At 72.8% G+C, this 21986-nt stretch carries 18 protein-coding genes; 13 read left to right on the top strand and 5 right to left on the bottom strand.

Going from position 1 to position 21986, the window contains the following annotated elements; genetic code table 11:
* The first annotated feature begins 7 nt into the window (after nt 1–7).
* From BT98_RS0103415 to BT98_RS0103390, 6 genes are all read left to right on the top strand, one after another.
* Nucleotides 8–868: a tetratricopeptide repeat protein gene (locus BT98_RS0103415; protein WP_019459975.1), complete on the top strand. Its 861-nt coding sequence runs from the start codon at nt 8–10 to the stop codon at nt 866–868.
* A gap of 34 nt (nt 869–902) precedes the next feature.
* Nucleotides 903–2099 carry a tRNA lysidine(34) synthetase TilS gene (gene tilS / locus BT98_RS23110; RefSeq protein WP_019459976.1) on the top strand — a complete coding sequence of 399 codons (1197 nt, stop codon included), beginning with the start codon at nt 903–905 and terminating at the stop codon, nt 2097–2099.
* Nucleotides 2100–2348: 249 nt separating this feature from the next.
* The gene (ftsH, locus tag BT98_RS0103405; RefSeq protein WP_019459977.1) at nt 2349–4277 is read left to right on the top strand and encodes an ATP-dependent zinc metalloprotease FtsH; all 1929 of its coding nucleotides are present in this window, start codon (nt 2349–2351) and stop codon (nt 4275–4277) included.
* Between the two features lie 96 nt (nt 4278–4373).
* Nucleotides 4374–5423 (top strand): dihydropteroate synthase, encoded by a 1050-nt coding sequence (gene folP / locus BT98_RS0103400; protein WP_019459978.1) that lies wholly within the window; start codon nt 4374–4376, stop codon nt 5421–5423.
* Nucleotides 5424–5625: 202 nt separating this feature from the next.
* Nucleotides 5626–6339 (top strand): 3,4-dihydroxy-2-butanone-4-phosphate synthase, encoded by a 714-nt coding sequence (ribB, locus tag BT98_RS0103395; protein ID WP_019459979.1) that lies wholly within the window; start codon nt 5626–5628, stop codon nt 6337–6339.
* The gene (locus BT98_RS0103390; RefSeq protein WP_019459980.1) at nt 6332–6517 is read left to right on the top strand and encodes a tautomerase family protein; all 186 of its coding nucleotides are present in this window, start codon (nt 6332–6334) and stop codon (nt 6515–6517) included. Before ribB ends, BT98_RS0103390 begins: the two co-directional genes overlap by 8 nt.
* Before the next feature lie 74 nt (nt 6518–6591).
* Here the strand turns inward: BT98_RS0103390 and BT98_RS0103385 are convergent, their stop codons facing one another.
* Complete coding sequence (locus BT98_RS0103385) at nt 6592–7758, bottom strand: MFS transporter (protein ID WP_037249761.1); 1167 nt, start codon at nt 7756–7758, stop codon at nt 6592–6594.
* 297 nt (nt 7759–8055) lie between these two features.
* On the opposite strand from BT98_RS0103385, the gene glmM reads away from it, so the two are divergent.
* From glmM to BT98_RS0103370, 3 genes are read left to right on the top strand one after another with little or no spacing between them, the layout of a single operon-like run.
* On the top strand, nt 8056–9474 hold the full coding sequence (gene glmM / locus BT98_RS23105) for a phosphoglucosamine mutase (RefSeq protein ID WP_051004740.1): 1419 nt from the start codon (nt 8056–8058) through the stop codon (nt 9472–9474).
* The gene (gene thiD, locus BT98_RS0103375; RefSeq protein WP_019459983.1) at nt 9471–10289 is read left to right on the top strand and encodes a bifunctional hydroxymethylpyrimidine kinase/phosphomethylpyrimidine kinase; all 819 of its coding nucleotides are present in this window, start codon (nt 9471–9473) and stop codon (nt 10287–10289) included. The genes glmM and thiD overlap by 4 nt, the downstream gene beginning before the upstream one ends.
* A 25-nt stretch (nt 10290–10314) precedes the next feature.
* Entirely contained in the window at nt 10315–11169 is an 855-nt protein-coding gene (locus BT98_RS0103370) for a PhzF family phenazine biosynthesis protein (protein ID WP_019459984.1), read from the top strand.
* Here BT98_RS0103370 and BT98_RS23100 read toward each other — a convergent pair.
* Nucleotides 11136–12203, bottom strand: a complete 1068-nt coding sequence (locus tag BT98_RS23100; protein ID WP_019459985.1) for an AI-2E family transporter — start codon at nt 12201–12203, stop codon at nt 11136–11138. The genes BT98_RS0103370 and BT98_RS23100 overlap by 34 nt on opposite strands.
* A gap of 483 nt (nt 12204–12686) precedes the next feature.
* Here BT98_RS23100 and BT98_RS0103360 point away from each other — a divergent pair, with 483 nt between their 5' ends.
* The gene (locus BT98_RS0103360; RefSeq protein WP_019459987.1) at nt 12687–13859 is read left to right on the top strand and encodes a phosphoserine transaminase; all 1173 of its coding nucleotides are present in this window, start codon (nt 12687–12689) and stop codon (nt 13857–13859) included.
* A gap of 18 nt (nt 13860–13877) precedes the next feature.
* On the opposite strand, the gene BT98_RS0103355 is transcribed toward BT98_RS0103360, so the two are convergent.
* The gene (locus tag BT98_RS0103355) at nt 13878–14432 is read right to left on the bottom strand and encodes a hypothetical protein (RefSeq protein ID WP_027297148.1); all 555 of its coding nucleotides are present in this window, start codon (nt 14430–14432) and stop codon (nt 13878–13880) included.
* Nucleotides 14433–14544: 112 nt separating this feature from the next.
* Between BT98_RS0103355 and BT98_RS0103350 the strand changes: the two genes are divergently transcribed.
* Together BT98_RS0103350 and BT98_RS0103345 are read left to right on the top strand one after the other, a co-directional pair.
* A complete protein-coding gene (locus tag BT98_RS0103350) occupies nt 14545–15711 on the top strand; it encodes an ATP phosphoribosyltransferase regulatory subunit (protein ID WP_019459989.1) in 1167 nt (388 codons plus the stop codon).
* Between the two features lie 2 nt (nt 15712–15713).
* Complete coding sequence (locus BT98_RS0103345) at nt 15714–17003, top strand: adenylosuccinate synthase (RefSeq protein WP_019459990.1); 1290 nt, start codon at nt 15714–15716, stop codon at nt 17001–17003.
* 33 nt (nt 17004–17036) lie between these two features.
* Here the strand turns inward: BT98_RS0103345 and BT98_RS0103340 are convergent, their stop codons facing one another.
* Entirely contained in the window at nt 17037–18329 is a 1293-nt protein-coding gene (locus BT98_RS0103340; RefSeq protein ID WP_019459991.1) for a serine/threonine-protein kinase, read from the bottom strand.
* Nucleotides 18330–18504: 175 nt separating this feature from the next.
* On the opposite strand from BT98_RS0103340, the gene BT98_RS25895 reads away from it, so the two are divergent.
* On the top strand, nt 18505–20778 hold the full coding sequence (locus tag BT98_RS25895; protein ID WP_019459992.1) for a glycosyltransferase family 4 protein: 2274 nt from the start codon (nt 18505–18507) through the stop codon (nt 20776–20778).
* Here the strand turns inward: BT98_RS25895 and BT98_RS0103330 are convergent.
* The gene (locus tag BT98_RS0103330) at nt 20744–21913 is read right to left on the bottom strand and encodes an EAL domain-containing protein (RefSeq protein ID WP_019459993.1); all 1170 of its coding nucleotides are present in this window, start codon (nt 21911–21913) and stop codon (nt 20744–20746) included. The genes BT98_RS25895 and BT98_RS0103330 overlap by 35 nt on opposite strands.
* Nucleotides 21914–21986 lie beyond the last annotated feature (73 nt).

The following is a 21986-nucleotide window of genomic DNA, read 5'->3' as shown; positions in this document are numbered from 1 at the left end:
AGGGTCCATGATGCGCCACGCGCTGCTCGCCTCCGTTTTCCTGGCTTCCCTGGCATCCGGGCCCTCCGCCCGGGCGCAGGTGGAGAGCCGGGAAGGCATCACGCTGCAGAACCAGATCCTGCAGCTTCGCCAGGAGATGGAGCAGTTGCGGGCGCGCGGGGGCGGGGGCTACGCGGCGCCCGCCCTGCCGCCTCCTTCCCGTGGCGGTGCCGCCGGGGGCGGGAGCGAACTGGTCGGGCAGCTGCTCGACCGGGTGAGTGCGCTGGAGGATGAGACCAAGCGCCTGCGCGGCCGCGTGGACCAGCTCGAATTCCAGAACCGGAACCTGCAACAGCAGATGGAGAAGCTGCAGGGCGACACGGACTATCGCCTGCAGCAGGTGGAGCAGGGTGGCGGGGCGGCGCGCCGTTCCCAGGCCCCCGCGACGCCTGCGCCGGGCCCTGCGGCCGCCCCTCCGGCCAGTGCCCCGGCCGCTGCCGCCCCGCGCACGCCGGAACGCGCCCTGTCCGATGGGCAGGCCGCCCTGGCCCGTCGCGACTATACCGCCGCCGAGGCCGCAGCGCGGGAGGTCGTCGGTGCCCGCAGCGCGCCCCGGCAGCAGGATGCGCAGATCCTCCTGGGCGATGCGCTGCTCGGGCGGCGGGACTACCAGAACGCGGCACTGGCCTATGACGACGCCTATCGCCGCAACCGCAAGTCCGGCCGCGCCCCGGAGGCGCTGCTCGGTCTCGCTAATGCCTTCAACGGTTTCGGGGCGAAGCGCGAGGCCTGCCAGACGCTGGACCAGCTGAACAGCGAATTCCCCAAGCCGCCCGGCAGCATCGCCAGCCAGGCGGCGCAGGCGCGGCAGCGCGCCGGCTGCCGCTGATCCCCTGACGGGCATCGCCCGGGGCGCCGCTCCCATGCCAGCCGGCGAACCGGTGGGAGAGGAGGAGTTCGCGGCCCTGATGGCACCGCTGGGGCCCTTCGCTCCGTCCCCGCGCCTCGCGGTCGGCGTGTCGGGCGGGCCCGACAGCCTCGCCACCTTCCTTCTCGCGCATCGCTGGGCCATGGCACGTGGCGGGTCCGCGCTGGCCCTGGTGGCCGATCACGGCCTGCGCCCGGACAGCGCCGCAGAGGCCGAAGCTGGGGCGGGCCGGTTGCAGGCGCGGGGGCACGAGGTCAGCATTCTTTCCCTTGGCCTGCCTTCCGGCCCGGCCCTGCACGAAAGGGCGCGGCGGGCGCGGCTGGCGGCGCTGGAGGCGGCCGCGGCGGAAGCGGGCGCGCCCTGGCTGCTGCTGGGTCATCACCGCCGGGACCAGGCGGAGACGCTGCTGTTCCGGCTGCTACGTGGCTCGGGCGAGACCGGGCTAGCTGCCATGGCGCCCGCGCGGGCCCTGCCAAACGTGATGGTGCTGCGGCCCCTGCTGGACATGCCGGTGGCGCGGTTGGAGGCGACCGTGGCCGCGGCCGGACTGCAGCCGGTGCGCGACCCCTCCAATGACGATCCCCGCTTCGCCCGGGTGCGGCTGCGCGCGGCGCTCGCCGATCCGTCCGGGGATACGCCGGGGACGCAGGCGCTGGCCCTGGCGGCGGATGCCTTCGCGCGCCGCCGCGCGCGGGGCGAGGCGGCGGTGGCGGAACGGCTGGCCTTGGCTGCCGTGTTCCGGCCCGAGGGTTGGGTGCGGCTGGATGCCGTGTCGCTGGGGCAGGATGCCGTGGCGCGGCTTGCCCTGTCGCATCTGGTGCGGGCCGTGTCCGGCCAGCCTCATCCGCCGCCGCGCGAGGGGGTGGAGCGGCTGCTGGCGCAGGGGGGCGGAACGCTGGGAGGGGCGCTCTGGCGGGGTCGTGTCCTGTGTCGGGAGCCCGCCGCCTGCGCGCCGCCCGTCGAGGCCCGGCGCGGCGCATCCTGGGACGGGCGCTGGCATCTGGACCGGGACGTGCCGGGTGCCACCCTCGGAGCGCCGGGGGCCGATCTGGCCCGGCTGGAGCCGGCCGCGCGGCGGGACCTGCCGGCCGTGGTGCTGCGGGGCTGTCCGGCGCTGCGCCATGGGGATGGGCGGGTGGAATTCCTGCCCGGCGGGGTCTCCTTCCAGCCCGCCGGTGGCCCGCCGGCCTGATGCCGCCTGCCCCCCCCCCGGCCCCCGGTGTCGCGTGCGGGCTGGTGGGCCGATATGAGAAGCCCGCGAGAATCTTGCGATTTTGTGAGGTTGAGGTTCCAGAAAGCGCCGGCCCTCCCTATGTTGTGCAGGACGGGAGAAAACCGGTGCGTGACCCCGCATTTCCCCTGGCCTGCCCCCTCGGGCTTCCAGGGAAATTCGGCGTGGCGTGCCGGGGACAACCTGTCGGTCAGGACGGAAACAGCTTCAGTGAATAATTTCGGCCGGAACCTCGCGCTCTGGGTCATCGTGGCGCTGCTGCTCGTGGCGCTCTTCAACCTGTTCCAACCCTCCAGCACCAACCAGGCGCGGGGGCAACAGGTTGCCTATTCGGACTTCCTGAACGAGGTTCAGGCCGGCCGGGTCCGTGACGCGCGCATCCAGGGGCGGGTCGTCTCCGGCCAGCTGACGGACGGGCGCACCTACAGCACCTATGTGCCGGACGATCCCGCCCTGGTCGGCAAGCTGACCGAGAAGGGCGTGCGGGTAGAGGCGCGGCCGGAGGAGAGCGACGTCAACCCGCTCTTCCACTACCTGCTGAGCTGGTTCCCGATGCTGCTGCTGATCGGCGTCTGGGTCTTCTTCATGCGCCAGATGCAGGGCGGCGGCGGCCGCGCCATGGGCTTCGGCAAGAGCCGGGCGAAGCTGCTGACGGAAAAGCAGGGGCGCGTGACCTTCGACGACGTGGCCGGCATCGACGAGGCCAAGGCGGAGCTGGAGGAGATCGTCGAGTTCCTGCGCGATCCGCAGAAGTTCCAGCGCCTGGGCGGCAAGATCCCCAAGGGCGTGCTGCTGGTGGGCCCGCCGGGCACCGGCAAGACGCTGCTGGCGCGCTCGATCGCCGGCGAGGCGAACGTACCCTTCTTCACCATCTCCGGCTCCGACTTCGTGGAGATGTTCGTGGGCGTCGGCGCCAGCCGCGTGCGCGACATGTTCGAGCAGGGCAAGAAGAACGCTCCCTGCATCATCTTCATCGACGAGATCGACGCGGTGGGCCGCCATCGCGGCGCCGGGCTGGGCGGCGGCAATGACGAGCGCGAGCAGACGCTGAACCAGATGCTCGTGGAGATGGACGGCTTCGAGAGCAACGAGGGCGTCATCCTGATCGCGGCCACCAACCGGCCGGACGTGCTGGACCCGGCGCTGCTGCGCCCCGGCCGCTTCGACCGTCAGGTGGTGGTGCCGAACCCGGACGTGAACGGGCGCGAGAAGATCCTGCGCGTCCACATGCGCAAGGTGCCGCTGGCCTCCGACGTCGATCCCAAGGTGATCGCGCGCGGCACGCCGGGCTTCTCGGGCGCCGACCTCGCCAACCTCGTGAACGAGGCGGCGCTGCTGGCCGCCCGCATCGGGCGCCGCACCGTGGGCATGCTGGAGTTCGAGCAGGCCAAGGACAAGGTGCTGATGGGCGCCGAGCGCCGCTCGCTCGTGATGAGCGAGGCGGAGAAGCGCATGACCGCCTATCACGAGGCGGGCCATGCCCTGGTGGCACTGAGCGAGGAGGAGTGCGACCCCGTCCACAAGGCGACAATCATCCCGCGCGGCCGCGCGCTGGGGCTGGTGATGTCGCTGCCGGAAGGCGACCGCTATTCCAAGCACAAGAGCAAGCTGAAGGCCGAATTGGCCATGGCCATGGGTGGCCGCGTGGCGGAGGAGATCATCTTCGGCCCGGACAAGGTTTCCAACGGCGCCTCGGGCGACATCAAGATGGCGACCGATCAGGCGCGGCGGATGGTCATGGAATGGGGCATGTCCGACAGGCTCGGCATGATCGCCTATGGCTCGAACGACCAGGAGGTCTTCCTCGGCCACAGCGTGACCCAGACCAAGAACATCTCCGAGGCCACGGCGCGGGAGATCGATGCGGAGATCCGGGGGATCATCGACGCGGCCTATGCCCGGGCGACCAAGATCCTGACGGAGAACATCGAGAGCCTGCACGCGCTGGCGAAGGGGCTGCTGGAATACGAGACGCTTTCGGGCGACGAGATCCGCACCCTGCTGCGCGGCGAGCCGGTGATCCGCAACCGTCCGGACGAGCCGGTGAACCAGGGCCGCGGCAGCGTGCCGAGCTCGGGGCGTTCCACGCCGCCGCGTCCGGCGGGCCCGTGGCAGAACCCGGCGCCTTCCGGGGCCTGATCCGCGGCGTCCCTCTCGGGGGGGGGCGTGGATGGCATGGAATGCGACGGGGGCCTTCGGGCCCCCGTTTCCGTTTCGGCGCTGGGGAGGACTGGGATGGTGGAACGCTGGCTGGAGCCCCTGGGTCTGCTGCATGGGGACACCGCGCGGGTGGCCCTGGTGGCGGGCCATGCCGCCACGCTGCGGGGGGAGGGGCGGGCCTTCACCCTGGCCCGGCTGATCGAGGCGGGCCGGGAGGTCGGCCTTGTCCCGGTCGCGGCTTTGCCGGAGGCGTGGCGGCCGCTGCTGGCGGATCTGGCGCAGCCCCTGCCCGGTTTCGCGGGGCTGGAGCGGCGGGAGGGACGCCTGCTGGTGATGGGTATCCTCAACGTGACGCCGGACAGTTTCTCCGATGGCGGGCGCTATCTCGACCATCGCGCCGCCGTTGTGGCGGGCCATGCCATGCTGGAGGCAGGGGCGGACCTCCTGGACCTGGGCGGCGAGAGCACGCGGCCCGGCGCCACTCCGGTCGATCCGGAGGCGGAGATCGCCCGCGTGGTGCCGGTGATCCGGGAACTGGCACCCCATGCCACGATCTCCATCGACACCCGCCACGCGGCCACGATGCGGGCCGCCATCGCCGCCGGGGCACGCGTGGTGAACGACGTTGCCGCGCTTCGCGAGGCGGGGGCGCTGGAGGCGGTGGCTGATTCCGACTGTTCCGTGGTGCTGATGCACATGCCGGGGCTCGACCCCGCCACCATGCAGTCGCGCGCCGATTATCCGGACGTGGCGCTGGCGGTACAGCGCTTCCTTGCGGAACGGATCGCGGCCTGCGAGGCGGCGGGGATCGCGCGCGCGCGCATCTGCGTCGATCCGGGGATCGGCTTCGGCAAGACCCTGGCGCACAACCTGGCGCTGATCGACCGCCTGCCGCTGCTGCACGGGCTGGGCTGCCGGGTGCTGATGGCGGCCTCGCGCAAGGGCTTCATCGGCCGTCTGGGGCGGGAGCCGGTGGCGGAGCGGCGGGCGCCGGGCAGCCTCGCGGTGGCCCTCGCCGCGGCGGAACGTGGCGCCGACATGCTGCGGGTCCATGACGTGGGGGAGACGGTGCAGGCCCTGCGCGTCGGCGCAGCCATCCTGGCGCCGCCCGGGGAAGGTGCCTGAAGTGGGAGGCGGGGTTTCGCGTCGCGATCATGGCGGAACCCTGTTTCCAGAGGGCCGCGGCACACGGGACATGGGGGCGGAGTGTCTTGCCCAACCGGGGCGGATATGGGAGTCCGGAGGGCAGACAGGACGGCCGGTCGCCGTTCTGCGTAGGCGTTAACGTCAATCAACGCATCCCCGTACGACGCAAGGCCGCGTACCGATGCCCGAACCACATCCCGCCCGATCCCTCCCGCCCCTGTCCGGCAAGGCCGGGGAGCGGGTCCAGGCCGCCATCTTCCAGCTTCGCCGTGGCGGCGGCGTCATCGTCGTCGATGACGAGGACCGCGAGAACGAGGGCGACATGATCTTCGCCGCCCAGGGCCTGACCGTGGCGCAGATGGCGCTGATGATCCGCGAGGGCTCGGGCATCGTCTGCCTCGTGCTCACCGAGGAACATGCCGATGCGCTTGACCTGCCGCCCATGGTGGGGCGCAACAGCAGCCGCTTCGGCACCGGCTTCACCGTCAGCATCGAGGCGCGGGACGGGGTCTCCTCCGGCGTCTCGGCGGCGGACCGGGTGACGACGATCCAGGCCGCCATGAAGCCGGGCGCACGGCCGGAGGACCTAGCCCGTCCCGGCCATGTCTTTCCGCTGCGCGCGCATTCCCGGGGCCTTGCCGGGCGGCGAGGTCATACCGAGGCGACCATCGCGCTGATGGAACTGGCCGGGCTCCACCGGGCCGGGGTGCTGTGCGAGGTCACCAACCCCGACGGCAGCATGGCGCGCCTGCCGGAACTGGTCCGCTTCGCGGAGCGGGAGGGCATGCCGCTCGTGACCGTCGAGGACCTTCTGGCGGCGGTCGCCGGCCGCGACACCGTATCACCCGCCGCCCTGCCGTCGCAGGGCCGCAGCAAGGAGAATGAACATGCCTGAGATCATGGTCTTCGCCGCCGAGGGGCGGACGGTCGAGCAGAAGCGTGGGCTGGTGAAGGATCTCACCGAGGCCATGGTGAAGAATTTCGGCGTTCCGGCCGAGGTCGTGACGGTGCAGATCGTGGAGGCACCGAAGACCGACAAGGCCAAGGGCGGCGTACTGTTCTGCGACCGCTGAGCTGGCGCTGAGCTGGCGCCGAGGAGGCGCCGGGAACCTGCCCGGTCCTCCACCCCGGCCTGCCTGGAGGGGCGCTATTCCCCGGCCGCCATCGCCATTGGCTGACGCGGCGCCCGCATCGCCACCAGGGCCAGAAGCAGGGCCAGGACGGCCAGCCCGGCGCCCAGCCAGGGAAGCTGGCCATAGCCCATGCCGTGCAGCAGGGCCTGCCCGCCGATCCAGGCACCGGCGGCATTACCCAGGTTGAAGGTGCCCTGGTTGACCGTGGAGGCGAGGTTCGGCGCTTCCCGCGCCTGGTCCACCACCCGCATCTGCAGGGGCGAGACCAGGGCGAAGACCAGCACACCCCAGACCATCATGGTGGCGATGGCCGGCACGGGCGAGGCCAGCGTGGCGGTGAAGACCGCCAGCACCAGGGCCAGCACCACGAGGATGCCGGCCACGGAGGGCATCAGCCGCCAGTCGGCGAGGCGGCCGCCGAGGAAGTTCCCGAAGGTGAGGCCGAGGCCGAAGAGCAGCAGGGCCAGGGTGACCATGTGCTCGCCCAGGCCGGTCCGGGTCTGCAGCATCGGCGCGATATAGGTGAAGACGCTGAACAGGCTGGCCGAGGCGAGGCAGCTCATCCCCATCGCCAGAAGCACCTGCCGGCTGGCCAGGGCGCGCAGTTCCTGCCGTAGCCGGGCCGGCTGGCCGCGCAGGCCGGTGGGCATCCACAGCGCCAGGGCGGCGGCGGCGGCGAGGCCGATCAGCACCACGGCCCAGAAGGTGGAGCGCCAGCCCAGCGCATGGCCCAGCGCGGTACCCAGCGGCACGCCCAGCACGTTGGCGAGCGTCAGGCCGGAGAAGACCATGGCGACGGCGGAGGCGCGGCGGTGCTTCGGCACCAGGTCCGCCGCCACCACCGAGGCGGTGCCGAAGAAGGCGCCGTGGCAGAGGGCGGTGACGACGCGGGCGGCCATCAGCGTCCCGTAGCCGGGAGCGATGGCGCAGAGCGCGTTGCCCAGGATGAAGATCAGCATCAGCCCGATCAGCGCCGACTTGCGCGGCAGCCGCCCGGTGGCCAGCGCCAGGAGCGGGGAGCCGAAGGTCACGCTCAGCGCATAGCCGCTGACCAGCAGCCCGGCGGAGGGGATGTCCACACCGAGATCCCGGGCGAGGTCGGGCAGCAGGCCCATGATGACGAATTCGGTCGTGCCGATCCCGAAGGACGCGACGGCCAGGGCCAGGAGCGGAAGGGGCATGCGGATGTCCGGCAGGAAGTGTCCCGGTGGCATGGCGGAACGCCGCGAGTTTGGCTGCAGGCTTGTGCGCCGCACAACTGCGAAAAACGCGGGGGACGGTGTTGTTCACGCGCCGCAATGCATCGGCCGGGGCGTTCTCCGGTCCCCGCGGAAGGGTTGCGGCGAGACCTTGTCACGCTCCGCGCCCGAAGCCGTGTCCGACAGACGCTTCCGGGGTTGTTCCCCGGCAGGCCAATCCGCTCTAGAGCTTTCGGCCTTTCCGCCCGGTTGGCCGGGCCGTCTTCGCGAGCATGGTGCATGAGCAAACCCGCCCCGTCTTCCCAGCGCCGCCTCTTCGGGACGGATGGCATCCGCGGCGTGGCGAACCAGGCGCCGATGGATGCGGCGACGGCGCTGCGGCTGGGGCAGGCGGCGGGCCGCTACTTCAACCGTGGCGGTCACCGGCACCGGGTGGTGATCGGCAAGGACACGCGGCTCTCGGGCTATCTGCTGGAACCGGCGCTGACCGCGGGCTTTGTCAGCGCCGGGATGGACGTGGTGCTGCTCGGCCCGCTGCCGACGCCGGCCATCGCCATGCTGACGCGCAGCCTGCGGGCCGATCTCGGCGTGATGATCTCGGCCAGCCACAATCCCTTCGAGGACAATGGCATCAAGCTCTTCGGGCCGGACGGGCTGAAGCTGTCGGACGCGCAGGAGAACGAGATCGGGGCGCTGATGGCGGGCGACCTCTCCGCCGCGCTGGCGGCGCCGGGGCGGCTGGGGCGGACCTCGCGGCTGGAGGATGCGGCGGGGCGCTACATCGAGGCGGCGAAGTCGGCCTTTCCCAAGGGGCTGACCCTGGCGGGGATGCGGATCGTGGTGGATTGCGCCAACGGCGCGGCCTATCGCGTCGCGCCGACCGTGCTGTGGGAACTGGGGGCCGAGGTCGTGTCACTCGGGGTCCATCCGGACGGGTTCAACATCAATGCCGGCTGCGGCTCCACCGCGCCGGGGCGGATGGCGGAGCTGGTGCGCGAGCGGCGGGCCGACCTGGGCATCGCGCTGGACGGCGATGCCGACCGGCTGGTGATGTGCGACGAGACGGGGGCCATCGTCGATGGCGACCAGATCCTGGCGCTGGTGGCAGAAACCTGGGCCTCGCAGGGGCGGCTGCGCGGCGGCGCGGTGGTGGCCACGGTGATGTCCAACCTGGGGCTGGAGCGCCGGCTGAAGGCGCAGGGCATCGGGCTGGAGCGGACGCGGGTGGGCGACCGCTATGTCGGGGAGCGGATGCGGGAGCTGGGCTGCAACCTGGGCGGCGAGCAGTCGGGGCACCTGATCCTGGCGGATCACGGCACCACGGGGGACGGGCTGGTGGCGGCCTTGCAGGTGCTGGCGGCGATCGTCGAGGAGAAGCGGCCGGCGAGCGCGGTCTGCCGCCGCTTCGAGCCGCTGCCGCAGAAGCTGGTGAACCTGCGGCATTCCGGCGGCGACCCGCTGACGAACCCGCTGGTGATCGAGGCGATCCGGGCCGCCGAGGCGGATCTGGGCGCGCGCGGGCGGCTGCTGATCCGCCCGAGCGGCACGGAGCCGCTGATCCGGGTGATGGTGGAGGCGGAGGAGGCCTCGATGGTCGAGAGGCTGACGTCGGAGCTGGCCGAGACCATCCGGGCCGTGGCGGCCACGCCGGAGCGCAAGCCCGGTACGAAATCCAGCCGGCAGGAGGCCGCGGAATGAAGGGTCGGGTCCTGATCGTCGCCGGATCGGATTCCGGCGGCGGCGCCGGAATCCAGGCGGACATCAAGGCGGTCACCGCGCTCGGCGGCTATGCCGCCACGGCGATCACCGCGCTGACGGCGCAGGACACGCTGGGCGTCCATGCGGTGCATCCGGTGCCGCAGGATTTCATCGCACGGCAGATCGCGCTCAGCCTCGCCGACATCGGCGCCGATGCGGTGAAGACCGGCATGCTGGGCGACAGCGCCACCATCGGAACGGTCGCGGCGGAACTGGAGCGTGACGGGCGCGGCATCCCGCTGGTGCTGGACCCGGTGATGGTGGCCAAGGGCGGCTCGCGCCTGCTGGCGGAGGAAGCGGTGGCGGCACTGAAGCGGCGGCTGCTGCCGCTCGCCACGGTGGTCACGCCGAACGTCCCGGAGGCCGAGGTGCTGGCCGGTGCCAAGGTTCGCGACCTGGAGGGGATGCGGGCGGCGGCGGCGGCGATCCTGGCGCTGGGCGTGCCGGCGGTGCTGCTCAAGGGCGGGCACCTGCCGGGCGAGCGGCTCTACGACCTGCTGGCCACGCCGGCGGGGATGGAGGTCTTCGAGAGCGCACATATCGACACGGTGCATACCCATGGCACCGGCTGCACCCTGGCCAGCGCCATCGCGACCGGGCTGGCGCAGGGGCTGGCGTTGCGGGAGGCGGTGGCGCGGGGCCGCGCCTATGTGCAGGCGGCGATCCGCAACGCGCCCGGCTTCGGCAAGGGGCACGGGCCGCTGGACCACGGGGTGACGGTGGACCCGGCGCGGGTCGAGGCCCTGGGCCGATGAGGCGCCGGCTGGGGGGAGCGGGCTGATGGCGCTGCATGTCTTCTTCGTGGACGCCTTCGCCGAGCGGGTCTTCGAGGGCAATCCGGCGGCGGTGGTGCCGCTGGAGACCTGGCTGCCGGACACGGCGATGCAGGCCATGGCGGCAGAGCACAACCTGAGCGAGACGGCCTTCCTGGTGCCGGACGGGGCGGGTCAGTGGCACCTGCGCTGGTTCACCCCGGCGACGGAGGTGGAGCTCTGCGGCCATGCCACGCTGGCCACGGCGCATGTGCTGGCCACGGAGTTCGGCATCGCCGGGCCGCTGCGCTTCCGCACCCTGTCGGGGATGCTGAGGGTGGAGCAGGAAGGGGATCTCTACATGCTGGACTTCCCGGCCCGCGGCGCGGTCCGGGCGGAGCCGCCTGCCGGGCTGTCCGAGGCCCTGGGCGCCACGCCGCGCGAGGTCTGGCGTTCGCGCGACTGGCTCTGCGTCCTCGACACGGCGGAGGAAGTGCGGCGCCTGCGGCCGGATCACGGGCGCATCGCCGCGCTGGCCGGCGGGGATGCCGATGCCGCACCGGCGCGGGTGATCGTCACCGCCCCCGGGGATGACGGGGTGCATGACGTGGTCTCCCGTTTCTTCGCGGCCAGCGTGGGCGTGCCGGAGGACCCGGTGACGGGCGTGGCGCATACCCAGCTCCTGCCCTTCTGGGCGGCGCGGCTGGGGCGGCGGAAGCTGGTCTGCCGGCAGGCCAGCCGGCGCGGCGGCACCCTGTGGTGCGAGCTGCGCGGCGGGCCCGATGCGGATGGCATCCCGGCGGAGGACACAGGCGGGGCCCGTGCCCTCATGGGCGGGAAGGCGGTGCTCTACGGCCGGATGGAGCTGGCGCTGCCGGGCTGAGCCCGGCCCTCGGCCTGCACCGTTTCCGCATCCTCCCCATCCTCCAGGCGGAGCCTGATGTAGGAGGCCTGCACCACCGTCATCGCCACGGCCAGGATCGGGGCGGCCAGCACCACGCCGAGCAGCCCCGCCACGGTGCCCATGACCGTCTGCGACAGCAGCAGCAGGGCGGGCGGCAGGTCGGCCGTCTGCTTCTGCACGATGGGGGTCAGGACATTGCCCTCCAGCATCTGCACCACGAAATAGACGCCGAGCGCCCAGGGCACGAGGGAGGGGTCCTTGCCCAGCGCCATCAGGGCCGCCGGCAGGGCCGCCGCGATGGCGCCGATGTAGGGCACGAAGCTGGTCAGCCCGGCGATGGCGCCGAGCAGCGGGGAAAGCGGCACGCCCAGCGCCCAGAGGCCCAGCCAGATCAGCACGCCGTTGAAGACCATGGCGCAGAGGGCGCCCAGCAGCCAGCCGCGCAGCGCACCCCCGGTGGCGTCGAGTACGTGCATCCCGTCCGGCCGCAGGTCGGGCGAGAGCAGGGCGGCGAAGCCGCGGCGGTAGAGCGATGGCTCCGAGGCGAGGTAGAGCGCCAGCAGCACGATCAGCACGATGTTGGCGAGGCCGCCCAGCGTGCCGCTGATGCCCATGGCCGCCATGCCCGCCGCCTGGTCGCCGACCGCGGAGATCACCCGTTCCGGCTGGAAGTGGTTGATCTGCTGCTGGACCCAGGGGAAGTCGGAAAGGTAGTCCTGCAGCGAGCGCAGCGCCTGGGGGGCGGATTGGGCGAAGAGCTGGATCTGGGCGGAAAGCGGCTTGACCGAGGCCCAGACGCCCAGGCCGAGCACCAGGGCGACGAGCACCGCCACCAGCAGCACGGCCCAGCCGCCGCCGAGGCCGGTCTTCACCACGATCGGAGCGGCCAGGGCGCGCAGCCCAACCGCGAGAATGGCCCCGGCGAAGCCGATCAGCAGGGCATTGGGCACCAGCCAGCACATCAGCGCGAAGGCGATGAGCAGGACGGTGAGCGAGAGGGTCGAGCGGGTCATGCGGCTGGGTGGATTCCATGCAACTGCCTGTCTATGCGGTGCCGGCCGGGGGCCGGGCAAGCCGCGCGCCGATCACCGAAGGCGGCGCAACCAGTCCCGCACATAGCTGCGCTTGACCACCGTGATGGTGACCGCCGCCAGCGGCGCGGCGACGGCCAGGGCGAGCAGGCCGAGCAGGCCGAACAGCGCCCGGGAAGAGCTGGGACATGAGCAGCATGCCGGGCGGCAGGTCCACCGCCCTGGACTGGATGAGGGGGGTGTTCCGGTTGCGGCGGACCGGAGCGCGTGGGGGCCATTGTGCCCCTGACGCCCTGCAGGACCCCTTATGGCCGATCGGCGGGAGCTGACCAGCGGGCAGCATGCCTTGCCCGCCAAGTGAGGCAGGGCGTAACCCTCGCTTCTCTAACCCTCGCTTCTCTCCGGGCCGCCCCGCCCGGGCTCCGAGCGAGCCGAGGGCTCGTCACCTGGGAAGACCGCACGCCGATGCCCGTCGCGACCGAAAAGCCGAATCTCCGCCCGAGCAATCCCTGCTTCTCCTCCGGCCCCTGTGCCAAGCGGCCGGGCTGGTCGCCGGAAGTGTTGGCCGCGGCCCTGGTCGGGCGCAGCCACCGGGCCAAGGATGCCAAGGCGCGGCTGGGCGAGGTGATCGAGCGGTCGCGCGCCATGCTGGGCATGCCGGAGGGCTGGCGCCTGGGCATCGTGCCGGCCTCCGACACCGGGGCGGTGGAGATGGCGCTCTGGTCGCTTCTGGGGGTGCGGGGCGTCGATGTGCTGAGCTGGGAGTCCTTCTCCGGCGAATGGGCCAGCGACATCGTCACGCAGCTCCGCCTGCCGGATGCGCGGGTGCTGAAGGCGCCCTATGGGCAACTGCCCGACCTCGCCGCCGTGGACTGGGCGCGGGACGTGGTCTTCGTGTGGAACGGCACGACCTCGGGCGTGCGGGTGCCGGACGGGGGCTGGATCGCGCCGGACCGGGAAGGACTGGCGATCTGCGATGCCACCTCGGCGGCCTTCGCCATGGACCTGCCCTGGGACCGGCTCGATGTGGTGACCTGGTCCTGGCAGAAGGTACTGGGGGGCGAGGCCGGGCATGGGATGCTGGCGCTCTCGCCCCGCGCTGTGGAGCGGCTGTCCTCCTTCACCCCCGACCGGCCGCTGCCGAAGGTCTTCCGCCTCGCCAAGGGCGGCAGGCCGATCGAGGGCATCTTCGCCGGGGACACGATCAACACGCCCTCTATGCTCTGCGTCGAGGATGCGCTGGATGGGCTGCGCTGGGCAGAATCCATGGGCGGGCTCGCGGGGCTGAAGGGGCGGTCGCAGGCGAACCTCGCCGCCGTCGCGCGCTGGGTGGAACGCCGCGACTGGGTGGAGTTCCTGGCGGAGGACCCGGCCACGCGCTCCTCGACCTCGATCTGCCTACGCATCGTGGCGCCCTGGTTCATCGCGCTGGATGCCGAGGCGCAGGGCAAGGCGGCGAAGATGCTGACCGGGCTGGTCGAAGCGGAAAGGGCAGGGTTCGACCTCGCCCCCTATCGCGACGCGCCGCCGGGGGTGCGGATCTGGGGCGGCGCGACGGTGGAGACCGCGGATATCGAGGCGCTGCTGCCCTGGCTCGACTGGGCCTATGCGGAAACCAGGGCGCGTTTCGCGGGCTGAGGCCCGGCTGGCCTGCCGTCAGAAGGGCAGGCCGGAATTGCTGCTGGGCCCCGGGCTGCCGGCGATGAGGGCGGTGCGGGCGGCGGCCTGATCCACCAGCGGCAGGCGGGGCAGGTGCTGCAGCCTTTGCAGCGTGGCGGCACCGCCGAGCGGGAAGGCCGGGCCGCTCAGCGCCGCCTGAGCCTGCGCCATGTCCCCGGCCTGGGCGACGCGCAGGGCGCGGTAGAGGCCGGCCTGGACCGGGCGAGGGGGCGCCGCCTCGGCGATGCCCGCCGCCTGCCGCATCTGGCGGCGGGCCATCAGGAGCTGCGGCTGCAAGGTCGAGATGCGCCCCGTCTGCCAGAGCGGGTCGGTCTGCGCCGCCTCGGCCAGCTGCTCCACCCGCAGCGCGGCGAAGAGCGACTTGTCCAGACGTCCCTCCATCCCGGCGGTATGGCCGAAGTCCTCCAGCGCATCCTGGGCGCCGAGGGTGAAGGGATCGCCCCAGCCGGACACGTCCGGGCCGGGCTGCCGCGTGGTGCAGGCAGCGAGCAGGAGGGGAGCGAGAAGGAGAAGAGCGGCAGGCCTTTTCATGGCAGACCCTCGTGGATACGGGATGTGAACGGTTCTCCGGCCTTGCCGTTCCCCGTGCAGGCTGCCACACAGCCGCGCGCGCTTTTCATGCCGTTCGAGACCACGAGACGAGATGCCCTCCGACAGTCCCAACCCCGCCCTGTTGCCGGCGGGCCTGTCCGACCTGCTCCCCCCCGACGCCGCGCGCGAGGCCGCGCTGGTGGAGGCGATGCTCGCCGTCTTCGCGGCCCATGGCTATGAGCGGGTGAAGCCGCCGCTGCTGGAGTTCGAGGAAGGGCTGCTGGCCGGGTCCGGCGCCGCCGTGGCGGAGCAGACCTTCCGCCTGATGGACCCGGTGAGCCAGCGCATGATGGGGCTGCGCGCCGACATGACGCCGCAGGTGGCGCGGCTGGCCGCAACCCGGCTGCGCGGGGTGGAACGGCCGCTGCGGCTTTCCTATTCCGGTCAGGTGCTGCGGGTCCGCGGCTCGCAGATCGCGCCGGAGCGGCAGTTGCCGCAAGCGGGGATCGAGCTGATCGGCATCGACTGCGCCGCCGCCGATGCCGAGGTGGCGTTGGTGGGTGTCGAGGCGCTGGCGCGGGTGGGGGTGGAGAATGTCGCCCTCGACATCACCCTGCCCGCCATGTCCCCGGCGCTGCTGGATGCCGCCGGGCTGGCAGGCGAGGCACGGAACGCCCTGGCGCGGGCGCTGGACCGCAAGGATGCCGCCGCCGTCGCCGCGCTGGCCGAACAGGCCGGGCCGCCGGCGGTGTTCCTGCCCGGGCTGCTGGCCGCCGCCGGCCCCGCCGATGCCGCGCTGGCGGCGCTGGAAGCCGTCGCCCTGCCGCCACGGGCGCGGGCCATCGCCGACAATGCCCAGGCGGTGATCGCCGCCATCCGCGCCCGCGCACCCGACCTGCGCATCACGCTGGACCCGGTGGAGTTCCGCGGCCTGCGCTACCACACCGGCGTGGCCTATACGATCTTCGGCCCGGGCCGCACCGGGGAGATGGCGCGGGGCGGGCGGTACATGTCGGGCGAGGAGCCCGCCACCGGTCTGACGCTCTATCCCGATGCCGTGCTGCGCGCCGCGCCGCGGTGGGCCGGGCCGGCGCGGGTCTTCCTGCCGGCGGGCGCCGATCCCGCCGCCGGGGCCGCGCTGCGGGCGCGGGGCTTCGTCACCGTGCAGGCGCTGTCGCGGGACGACGATCCGCGTCGCCTGCGTTGTTCCCATATCCTGCATGGCCGGGAGGCCGTGCCATTCGACGGCGCCGCCGCGCCGGTTTCCGGAAAGGACTGAACATGGCCAATGTCGCCGTGATCGGCGCCCAGTGGGGCGACGAGGGCAAGGGCAAGGTCGTGGACTGGCTGGCCAGCCGCGCCGATATCGTCGTCCGCTTCCAGGGTGGCCACAATGCGGGCCACACGCTGGTGGTGGGCAACCAGACCTACAAGCTGAGCCTGCTGCCCTCCGGCGTGGTGCGCGGCAAGCTGGGCATCATCGGCAATGGCGTGGTGCTGGACCCGGTGGCGCTGCTGAGCGAGATCGAGAAGGTCGGCAAGCAGGGGCTGGAGGTCGGCCCGCACAACCTGCGCATCGCCGAGAACGTGCCGCTGATCCTGCCGCTGCACCCGGCGCTGGACAAGGCGCGCGAGGCGGCACGGGGCGAGAACAAGATCGGCACCACGGGCCGCGGCATCGGCCCGGCCTATGAGGACAAGGTGGCGCGCCGCGCCATCCGCCTCTGCGACCTGGCGGACGAGGCGATCCTCTCGGCCAAGCTGGACGAACTGCTGCTGCACCACAACACGCTGCTGCGCGGCCTGGGCGCCGAGGAGTTCCGCAAGGAGGACCTGCTCAAGGACCTGCTGGCGCTGGCGCCGAAGCTGCTGCCCTTCGCCGAGCCGGCCTGGGAGCGCCTGGACGCCGCCCGCACCGAGAACAAGCGCGTGCTGTTCGAGGGCGCGCAGGCGGTGATGCTGGACGTGGACCACGGCACCTATCCCTTCGTCACCTCCTCCAACACCGTGGCGGGCAATGCCGCGGCGGGGGCGGGCGTCGGGCCGCACGCGGTCGGCATGGTCCTGGGCATCGCCAAGGCCTACACCACCCGCGTCGGCTCCGGGCCGTTTCCGACGGAGCTGCATGACGAGATCGGCAAGCGCCTGGGCGAGCGGGGCCGCGAGTTCGGCACCGTCACCGGGCGTCCGCGCCGCTGCGGCTGGTTCGACGCCACGCTGGTTCGGCAGGCGGTGAAGGTCGGCGGCGTGCAGGGTTTGGTGCTGACCAAGCTGGACGTGCTGGACGGGCTCAAGGAGATCAAGGTCTGCACCGGCTACCGGCTGGATGGGGAGGTGGTGAAGCGCCTGCCGGCCTCCGCCGCCGCCCAGGCCAAGGTCGAGCCGGTCTACGAGACCATGGAAGGCTGGAGCGAGAGCACCAAGGGCGCGCGCTCCTGGGCCGAGCTGCCGGCGACGGCGGTGAAATATGTCCGCCGCATCGAGGAACTGGTCGAGGCGCCGGTGACGATGCTCTCCACCAGCCCGGAGCGCGACGACATCATCCTGATGAGCGATCCCTTCGCGGGCTGAGCCGTCAGGCTCCATCAGCCCCGGGGCGGCGGGTCACGGCCCGCCGCCATCCCCGGCATAGACGAAGACCACCTCCGCCACGGCGAGCGAGAGTTCCCGCGTGTCGTCGCCCCGGCCCTCGCGCGCCGGGCTGCCATGGGTGAGGCTGTCGAGGCGCAGCACGTCGAAGGCCAGCGCCTCCTCGGGCACGATCAGCACCTCCGTCCCACCCTCCACCGGTTGCAGGCGCAGCGGTGCGTGGCGGGCATCGAGGCTGGCCAGCAGGCGCGGCCGGTCGCTGCCATAGACCTGCGCGACCCGCAGCCGCACCGCGCGCACCGGGCGCCAGGGGTCCGGATTCTCGACCATGCCGCTCGGTCCCATCCAGCGGAAGGCTTCCTCCGGCGGGTGCCAGCCCAGGGTGAAGGCGCCGTCGCCGGGGCCGAGGCGCCGTTCCGCCGGCAGCACGGCCGGGGGCGGCATGGCCTCGTCGAGCAGGGCACGCAGGGGGGTGAGCAGGCCTTCGATCCTGTCATCGGGCGCGGCGATCCGGCCGCCTTCCGGGCCGCCGCCGGCGATCAGTCCGACCACATGCTCCACGAAAGCCTCGAAGCGGGCGTCGCGCGTGGCGAAGCCGTGGTCGAGGTCCAGGCGCAGCCGTGCATCCCGCAGAGTGCTGGCCTGTTCCAGGCGGCGCAGCCTTGCCGCGAGCCCGGCCAGGGTCTCGGCCTCCTGCAACACGACCGGCGCGAGGGCCCAGCGGGCGAGGGGTGCCTCCACCCCTTCCGCGCGGATCTCCACGCTCAGCCCCGCCTCGCCGATCTCCTCTGGCCGCAGCGACAGGGCGAAGCGGATCACCGAGGCGCCGTCGGGCCGGGGGCGGGGCGGTTCCGCCACGATGGCGCGCGGCAGGGCGCCGTTCACCCGCGCGGAGAGGGGCGGGGCGAAGAGCCCGTTCACCGCGTTCACCAGCCGGCCGTGCAGCACGCCCTGGCGGGCCTCCAGAGCCTCCACCGTCGGCTCGCCTGGGCCGAGCAGCGCCCAGGCCACGCGCCCGTCCGCCAGGGCGAGGGGCGGCACCAGGTCCCCGCCGCCGCCGGGGCAAGCGAAGCGCAGCATCTCGCCGGGCGCGGCGCAGGGCAGGCGGCCGATGCGGAGCGTGAGCGGGTCACCGGGCTGGAACTCTACGGAGCCTTCCGGCAGTCCGGCGCGGCCGGCCTCCATGCCGCCCAGCCAGGCGATCAGGGGCGCCTCCAGCCGGCCCGGCGTCACGCAGCGCAGGCGAAGGAGGCCCGTCTCCAGTCCCGCATGCTCGAAGGCGGGAGGCCTCGGCCCAGCATCCGTCAAACCGTGTTCCTCTCCTGCTCCGGCATGGCGCCCTGCTACCTGAGCGGGATGGGCCCAGATGGACATGACGCAATCATCCTGAGAGGTTAATCAATCATCAACCATTGGGCGAGAGTGCCCTCCCTTCAGGCCGGAGATCAGGCTTCTGCGACCCAGGCTGCACGTCTTTTCCCCGATGCCGCCGATCCGGAACGGGATCGCCGATTACGCCCGGGCCCTGACTGACGCGCTTTCCGGCGCCTATGACTGCGACATCCGCGAATCGGAGGAGGCCGCCGGGGCTGCCATTCCCCCGGGGGCGAGGGCGCTGCACCAGATCGGCAACAATCCCGGCCATGCCTTCGTGCTGCGCGCGCTGCGGCGGGTGCCGGGGGTGGTGACGCTGCATGACATGACCCTCGCCGTGCCGGCGCGCCTCGCCCTGCCGCCCGGAGAGATCCAGGCGGCCCGGCCGGCGCTGTGGGAAGGGCTGGGGAAGCCGTGGCTGGAGGGGGGGCGCCTACCCGGCGCGGCGGCCTCGGCGCTGGACCTGCTGCGGCCCGCCCTGCGCGGGGCGAGGGCCGTGGTGGTGCATTCGCGCCATGCCGAGGGGCTGTTGCGGCAGCGCTGTCCGGAACTGGCCCTGCGCTGCGCGGTCATCCCGCATCTGGCCCTGCCGGGCCCGTACGACCGGGAAGCGGCGCGCGTGGCGCTGGGCCTGCCGAGGGATGCCTTCGTGATCCTCACCGCAGGCTTCGCCTCGCGCGCCAAGCGCCTCGGCTGGGTGGCGGAGGCCGTGGCCGCGTTGGCGCCGCGCCGGCCGGGCCTGCTCTGGCTCCATGCCGGGGAATGGGACGAGGCGGTGACAGGACCGCCCGGCCCGGTGGTGGAGCGCCTGCGGGCGGAGGGCCGGCTGCGCGTGACGGGCTTCCTGGAGGAATCGGCGCTCGGCCTCCACATCGCCGCCTGCGACGTCCTGGCCAATCTGCGCGCGCCCTCGGTGGGGGAGAGCTCCGGCACCCTGGCACGTGCCCTGGCGGCGGGGCGCTGCGCGCTGGTCTCCGACACGGGAGCCTATGCCGAGTTGCCGCGCGATGCGGTGCTGGCGCTGCCCGCCCTGGCGCCGCAGCGCGCGATGGTGGCGGCCCTGGCGGCACTGAGCCGCGATCCCGGGCTGTGCGACGCGATCGGGGAGCGGGCGCGGCTCTTCGCCCGGACGGTGCTCTCGCCGGATTCGGTGGCGCGAGCCTATCGCGCCGTGATCGAGGACTTCCGCGCCGCGCCGCCGCCGCTCGCGGTGCCGCCGGGTCCCGCCCATCCGGTGCCGCTACGGGGCGCCCGCCCGCGCATCCTGCTGGTCTCGCCGCTCTCGCCCCTGCCGGTACGGGCGGGCAATGCGGCCCGTATCCACCGGTTGGCCGGGGCCCTGGCCAGCCGTGGCCTGCCGATGGAACTGGCGGCGCCGCCCCGCAAGGCGTCGGGCGGAGACGATGCCTCGCCCTGGCTGGCACGGCATCCCATCCCCTGGCGCCCGGCGCGCTTTCCCGCCCATGCCGACCGTTGGGCGTTGGACGACTGGTGCCCGCCGGAGACGGTGGAGGCGGTCGCGGCGCTGCACCGGCAGGGGCGCTACGACGTGGTGATCGCCTCCTACACCTGGATGTCGGCGGTGCTGGAGGCGGTGCCGGGGGCCTTCCGCGTGCTGGACACCCACGATCTGGTCGGCGGGCGCGCCGCGGAGGCGGCGCGGCTCGGCCTCGCGCCATCCTGGTTCTGGACCGGGCTGGCGGAGGAAGCGGCGGGGCTGGCGCGGGCCGAGCTGGTCCTGGGCATCCAGCCGGAGGAAAGCGAAGTGCTGCGCCGGCGCGGCGCGCGGGCGGTGCTGACGGTGGGCCATGCGGCCGGGCCAGGGGCTGTGCCGCCCCGCGCCAGGGGACCGGCGGCCTGGGATTTCGGGCTGCTAGCCAGCGCCAATGTCTGGAACCTCCATGGGGTGGCGGCGCTGGACCGGGCCCTGGCCCCGCACCCGGGAATTCCCTGGCTCCTGGCCGGGGAGGCCGGGGTGGCGGGCGGATTCCGCTCCGCTGGCATGGCCATCGGACCGGTGGCGGAGGCGGGCGCCTTTTACCGGCTGGTGGATTGCGTCGTGAACCCGGTCGAGGGCGGCACCGGGCTGAAGATCAAGACCGTGGAGGCCCTGGGTCTCGGGCATCCGGTGATCGGTACGCGCCACGCCTTTGCCGGACTCGGAGCGCGGCATCCGGCGCAGCAGGCCGGGGATGCGGCGGCGGTGGCGGGCTGGATGGCGGAACACCGTGCCAGCCCCGCCCTGCGCACGGAGCTCCTGGCCGCCTCGCGGGAACTGGCCGGACGGTGGCATGCATCGGTGGAGGAAGGGCTGGACCGCCTCGCCGCGCTTCTGCGGGCGGGGCGGGTCAACCCGGCGCCTGGAACCGGCGCGCCGGGTTGAAGCGCGGCTGCGTCCAGTTCCGCGACCAGACGGGCAGCACTTCCGCCGGCATGGGGCGGCCGACCGCATAGCCCTGGGCGTGCGAGACCCCGGCGGCGGCGGCGGCACGCCAGAGGCCCAGATCGGAAATGCCCTCCGCGACCACACGCATCCCGGCCGAATCGGCCTGCCGTACCACGCGCCGGACCATGTTCCGCGCGCGGTGGCTGTGGCGCATGGCGGCGGTGACGCTGCGGTCCAGCTTCACGCCGCCGAAAGGCAGGTCCAGCAGCGATTCGCGGGGATCGTCGAGGCAAAGGTCGTCCAACAGCACCTCGTGGCCGGCCCGGCGTAGCCGCAGCAGGGCGCGCCGCAGCAGGCTGCGGTCCTCGACCGGCGTTGTCTCCGTCAGTTCCAGCGCCAAGGCATGGGCGGGCAGGCCGGCTTTGGCCAGGATCAGGCCGAGCCAGGCGGCGGTGTCGTCCTGCAGCAGCACCGCAAGCGGCAGGTTCACCGAGACACGGCAGTTCCTTCCCCGGCGGCGGCTGCGGCGCACCATGGCGAATTCCTGCGCGGCACGGCGCGCCACGGCGATGGACAGGTCCAGCCCGAGTCCGGCGCTTTCCACGATTGGCACGAAGCTTTCGGGCGAATAGCGTTCGGTCGGGGCCTCCCAGCGCGCCAGGGCTTCGGCGCCGGTCGGCTGGCCGTCGCGGATGCGGACGATGGGCTGGTAGCGCACCGAGACCTGGCCTTGCAGCAGGCCGAGGCGGATCGCCTCCGTGTCCTCCGCCAGGGGCGTGGCGGCGGGAAGGGACCGCATGGCGGCGCGAATCGCCCGGGGCGAAAGGGCGGCGGCGTGGTCGCGGCTCAGCACCATGCTGCGGGTGGCGCCAAAGGCATCGGCCGTCGCGACGCGGAGCTCGTCGATTCCGTTACCGCTGGCACCATCCTCCAGGATCAGGAGGCGGGGCGGCTCATCCGCTGCCAGGACGGCATTCAAGGCTTCCTGCGGGGAAAAGGCGTGTTGCAGCGCGGAGGCCGGCTGGCCGAGCGCGCTCACCGCGCTGCGCGCGGCCCGGAGCACGCCCTGGTCCTGGGTCAGAACCATGATGGGTGCCTGCGCGTCCTCCGCCCTGTCGCCGGAATTGATCATGGGCCCCGCAAAGCGTTCCTCCCGTTGATCGGCAGCATATGGGCATGAACTGGTCACGGGGAAAGAAGTTACC

It is taken from the genome of Roseomonas mucosa ATCC BAA-692 (assembly GCF_000622225.1).
In the GTDB taxonomy this organism is placed as follows: domain Bacteria; phylum Pseudomonadota; class Alphaproteobacteria; order Acetobacterales; family Acetobacteraceae; genus Roseomonas; species Roseomonas mucosa.
Note: the sequence above shows the minus strand (reverse complement) of the source record. Positions and strands in the feature narration are given on the sequence as shown.

Excerpts from the sequence above, each read along its gene's own strand:
- BT98_RS0103370 (WP_019459984.1), top strand. The coding sequence starts at position 10,315 with ATGGCGCTGCATGTCTTCTTCGTGGACGCCTTCGCCGAGCGGGTCTTC.
- tilS (WP_019459976.1), top strand. The coding sequence starts at position 903 with ATGCCAGCCGGCGAACCGGTGGGAGAGGAGGAGTTCGCGGCCCTGATG.
- BT98_RS0103390 (WP_019459980.1), top strand. The coding sequence starts at position 6,332 with ATGCCTGAGATCATGGTCTTCGCCGCCGAGGGGCGGACGGTCGAGCAG.
- folP (WP_019459978.1), top strand. The coding sequence starts at position 4,374 with ATGGTGGAACGCTGGCTGGAGCCCCTGGGTCTGCTGCATGGGGACACC.
- BT98_RS0103415 (WP_019459975.1), top strand. The coding sequence starts at position 8 with ATGATGCGCCACGCGCTGCTCGCCTCCGTTTTCCTGGCTTCCCTGGCA.
- BT98_RS0103330 (WP_019459993.1), bottom strand. The coding sequence starts at position 21,913 with ATGATCAATTCCGGCGACAGGGCGGAGGACGCGCAGGCACCCATCATG.
- BT98_RS23100 (WP_019459985.1), bottom strand. The coding sequence starts at position 12,203 with ATGACCCGCTCGACCCTCTCGCTCACCGTCCTGCTCATCGCCTTCGCG.
- thiD (WP_019459983.1), top strand. The coding sequence starts at position 9,471 with ATGAAGGGTCGGGTCCTGATCGTCGCCGGATCGGATTCCGGCGGCGGC.
- BT98_RS0103350 (WP_019459989.1), top strand. The coding sequence starts at position 14,545 with ATGCCCTCCGACAGTCCCAACCCCGCCCTGTTGCCGGCGGGCCTGTCC.
- BT98_RS25895 (WP_019459992.1), top strand. The coding sequence starts at position 18,505 with ATGCCGCCGATCCGGAACGGGATCGCCGATTACGCCCGGGCCCTGACT.
- BT98_RS0103355 (WP_027297148.1), bottom strand. The coding sequence starts at position 14,432 with ATGAAAAGGCCTGCCGCTCTTCTCCTTCTCGCTCCCCTCCTGCTCGCT.
- BT98_RS0103345 (WP_019459990.1), top strand. The coding sequence starts at position 15,714 with ATGGCCAATGTCGCCGTGATCGGCGCCCAGTGGGGCGACGAGGGCAAG.
- ribB (WP_019459979.1), top strand. The coding sequence starts at position 5,626 with ATGCCCGAACCACATCCCGCCCGATCCCTCCCGCCCCTGTCCGGCAAG.
- BT98_RS0103385 (WP_037249761.1), bottom strand. The coding sequence starts at position 7,758 with ATGCCCCTTCCGCTCCTGGCCCTGGCCGTCGCGTCCTTCGGGATCGGC.
- glmM (WP_051004740.1), top strand. The coding sequence starts at position 8,056 with ATGAGCAAACCCGCCCCGTCTTCCCAGCGCCGCCTCTTCGGGACGGAT.
- BT98_RS0103360 (WP_019459987.1), top strand. The coding sequence starts at position 12,687 with ATGCCCGTCGCGACCGAAAAGCCGAATCTCCGCCCGAGCAATCCCTGC.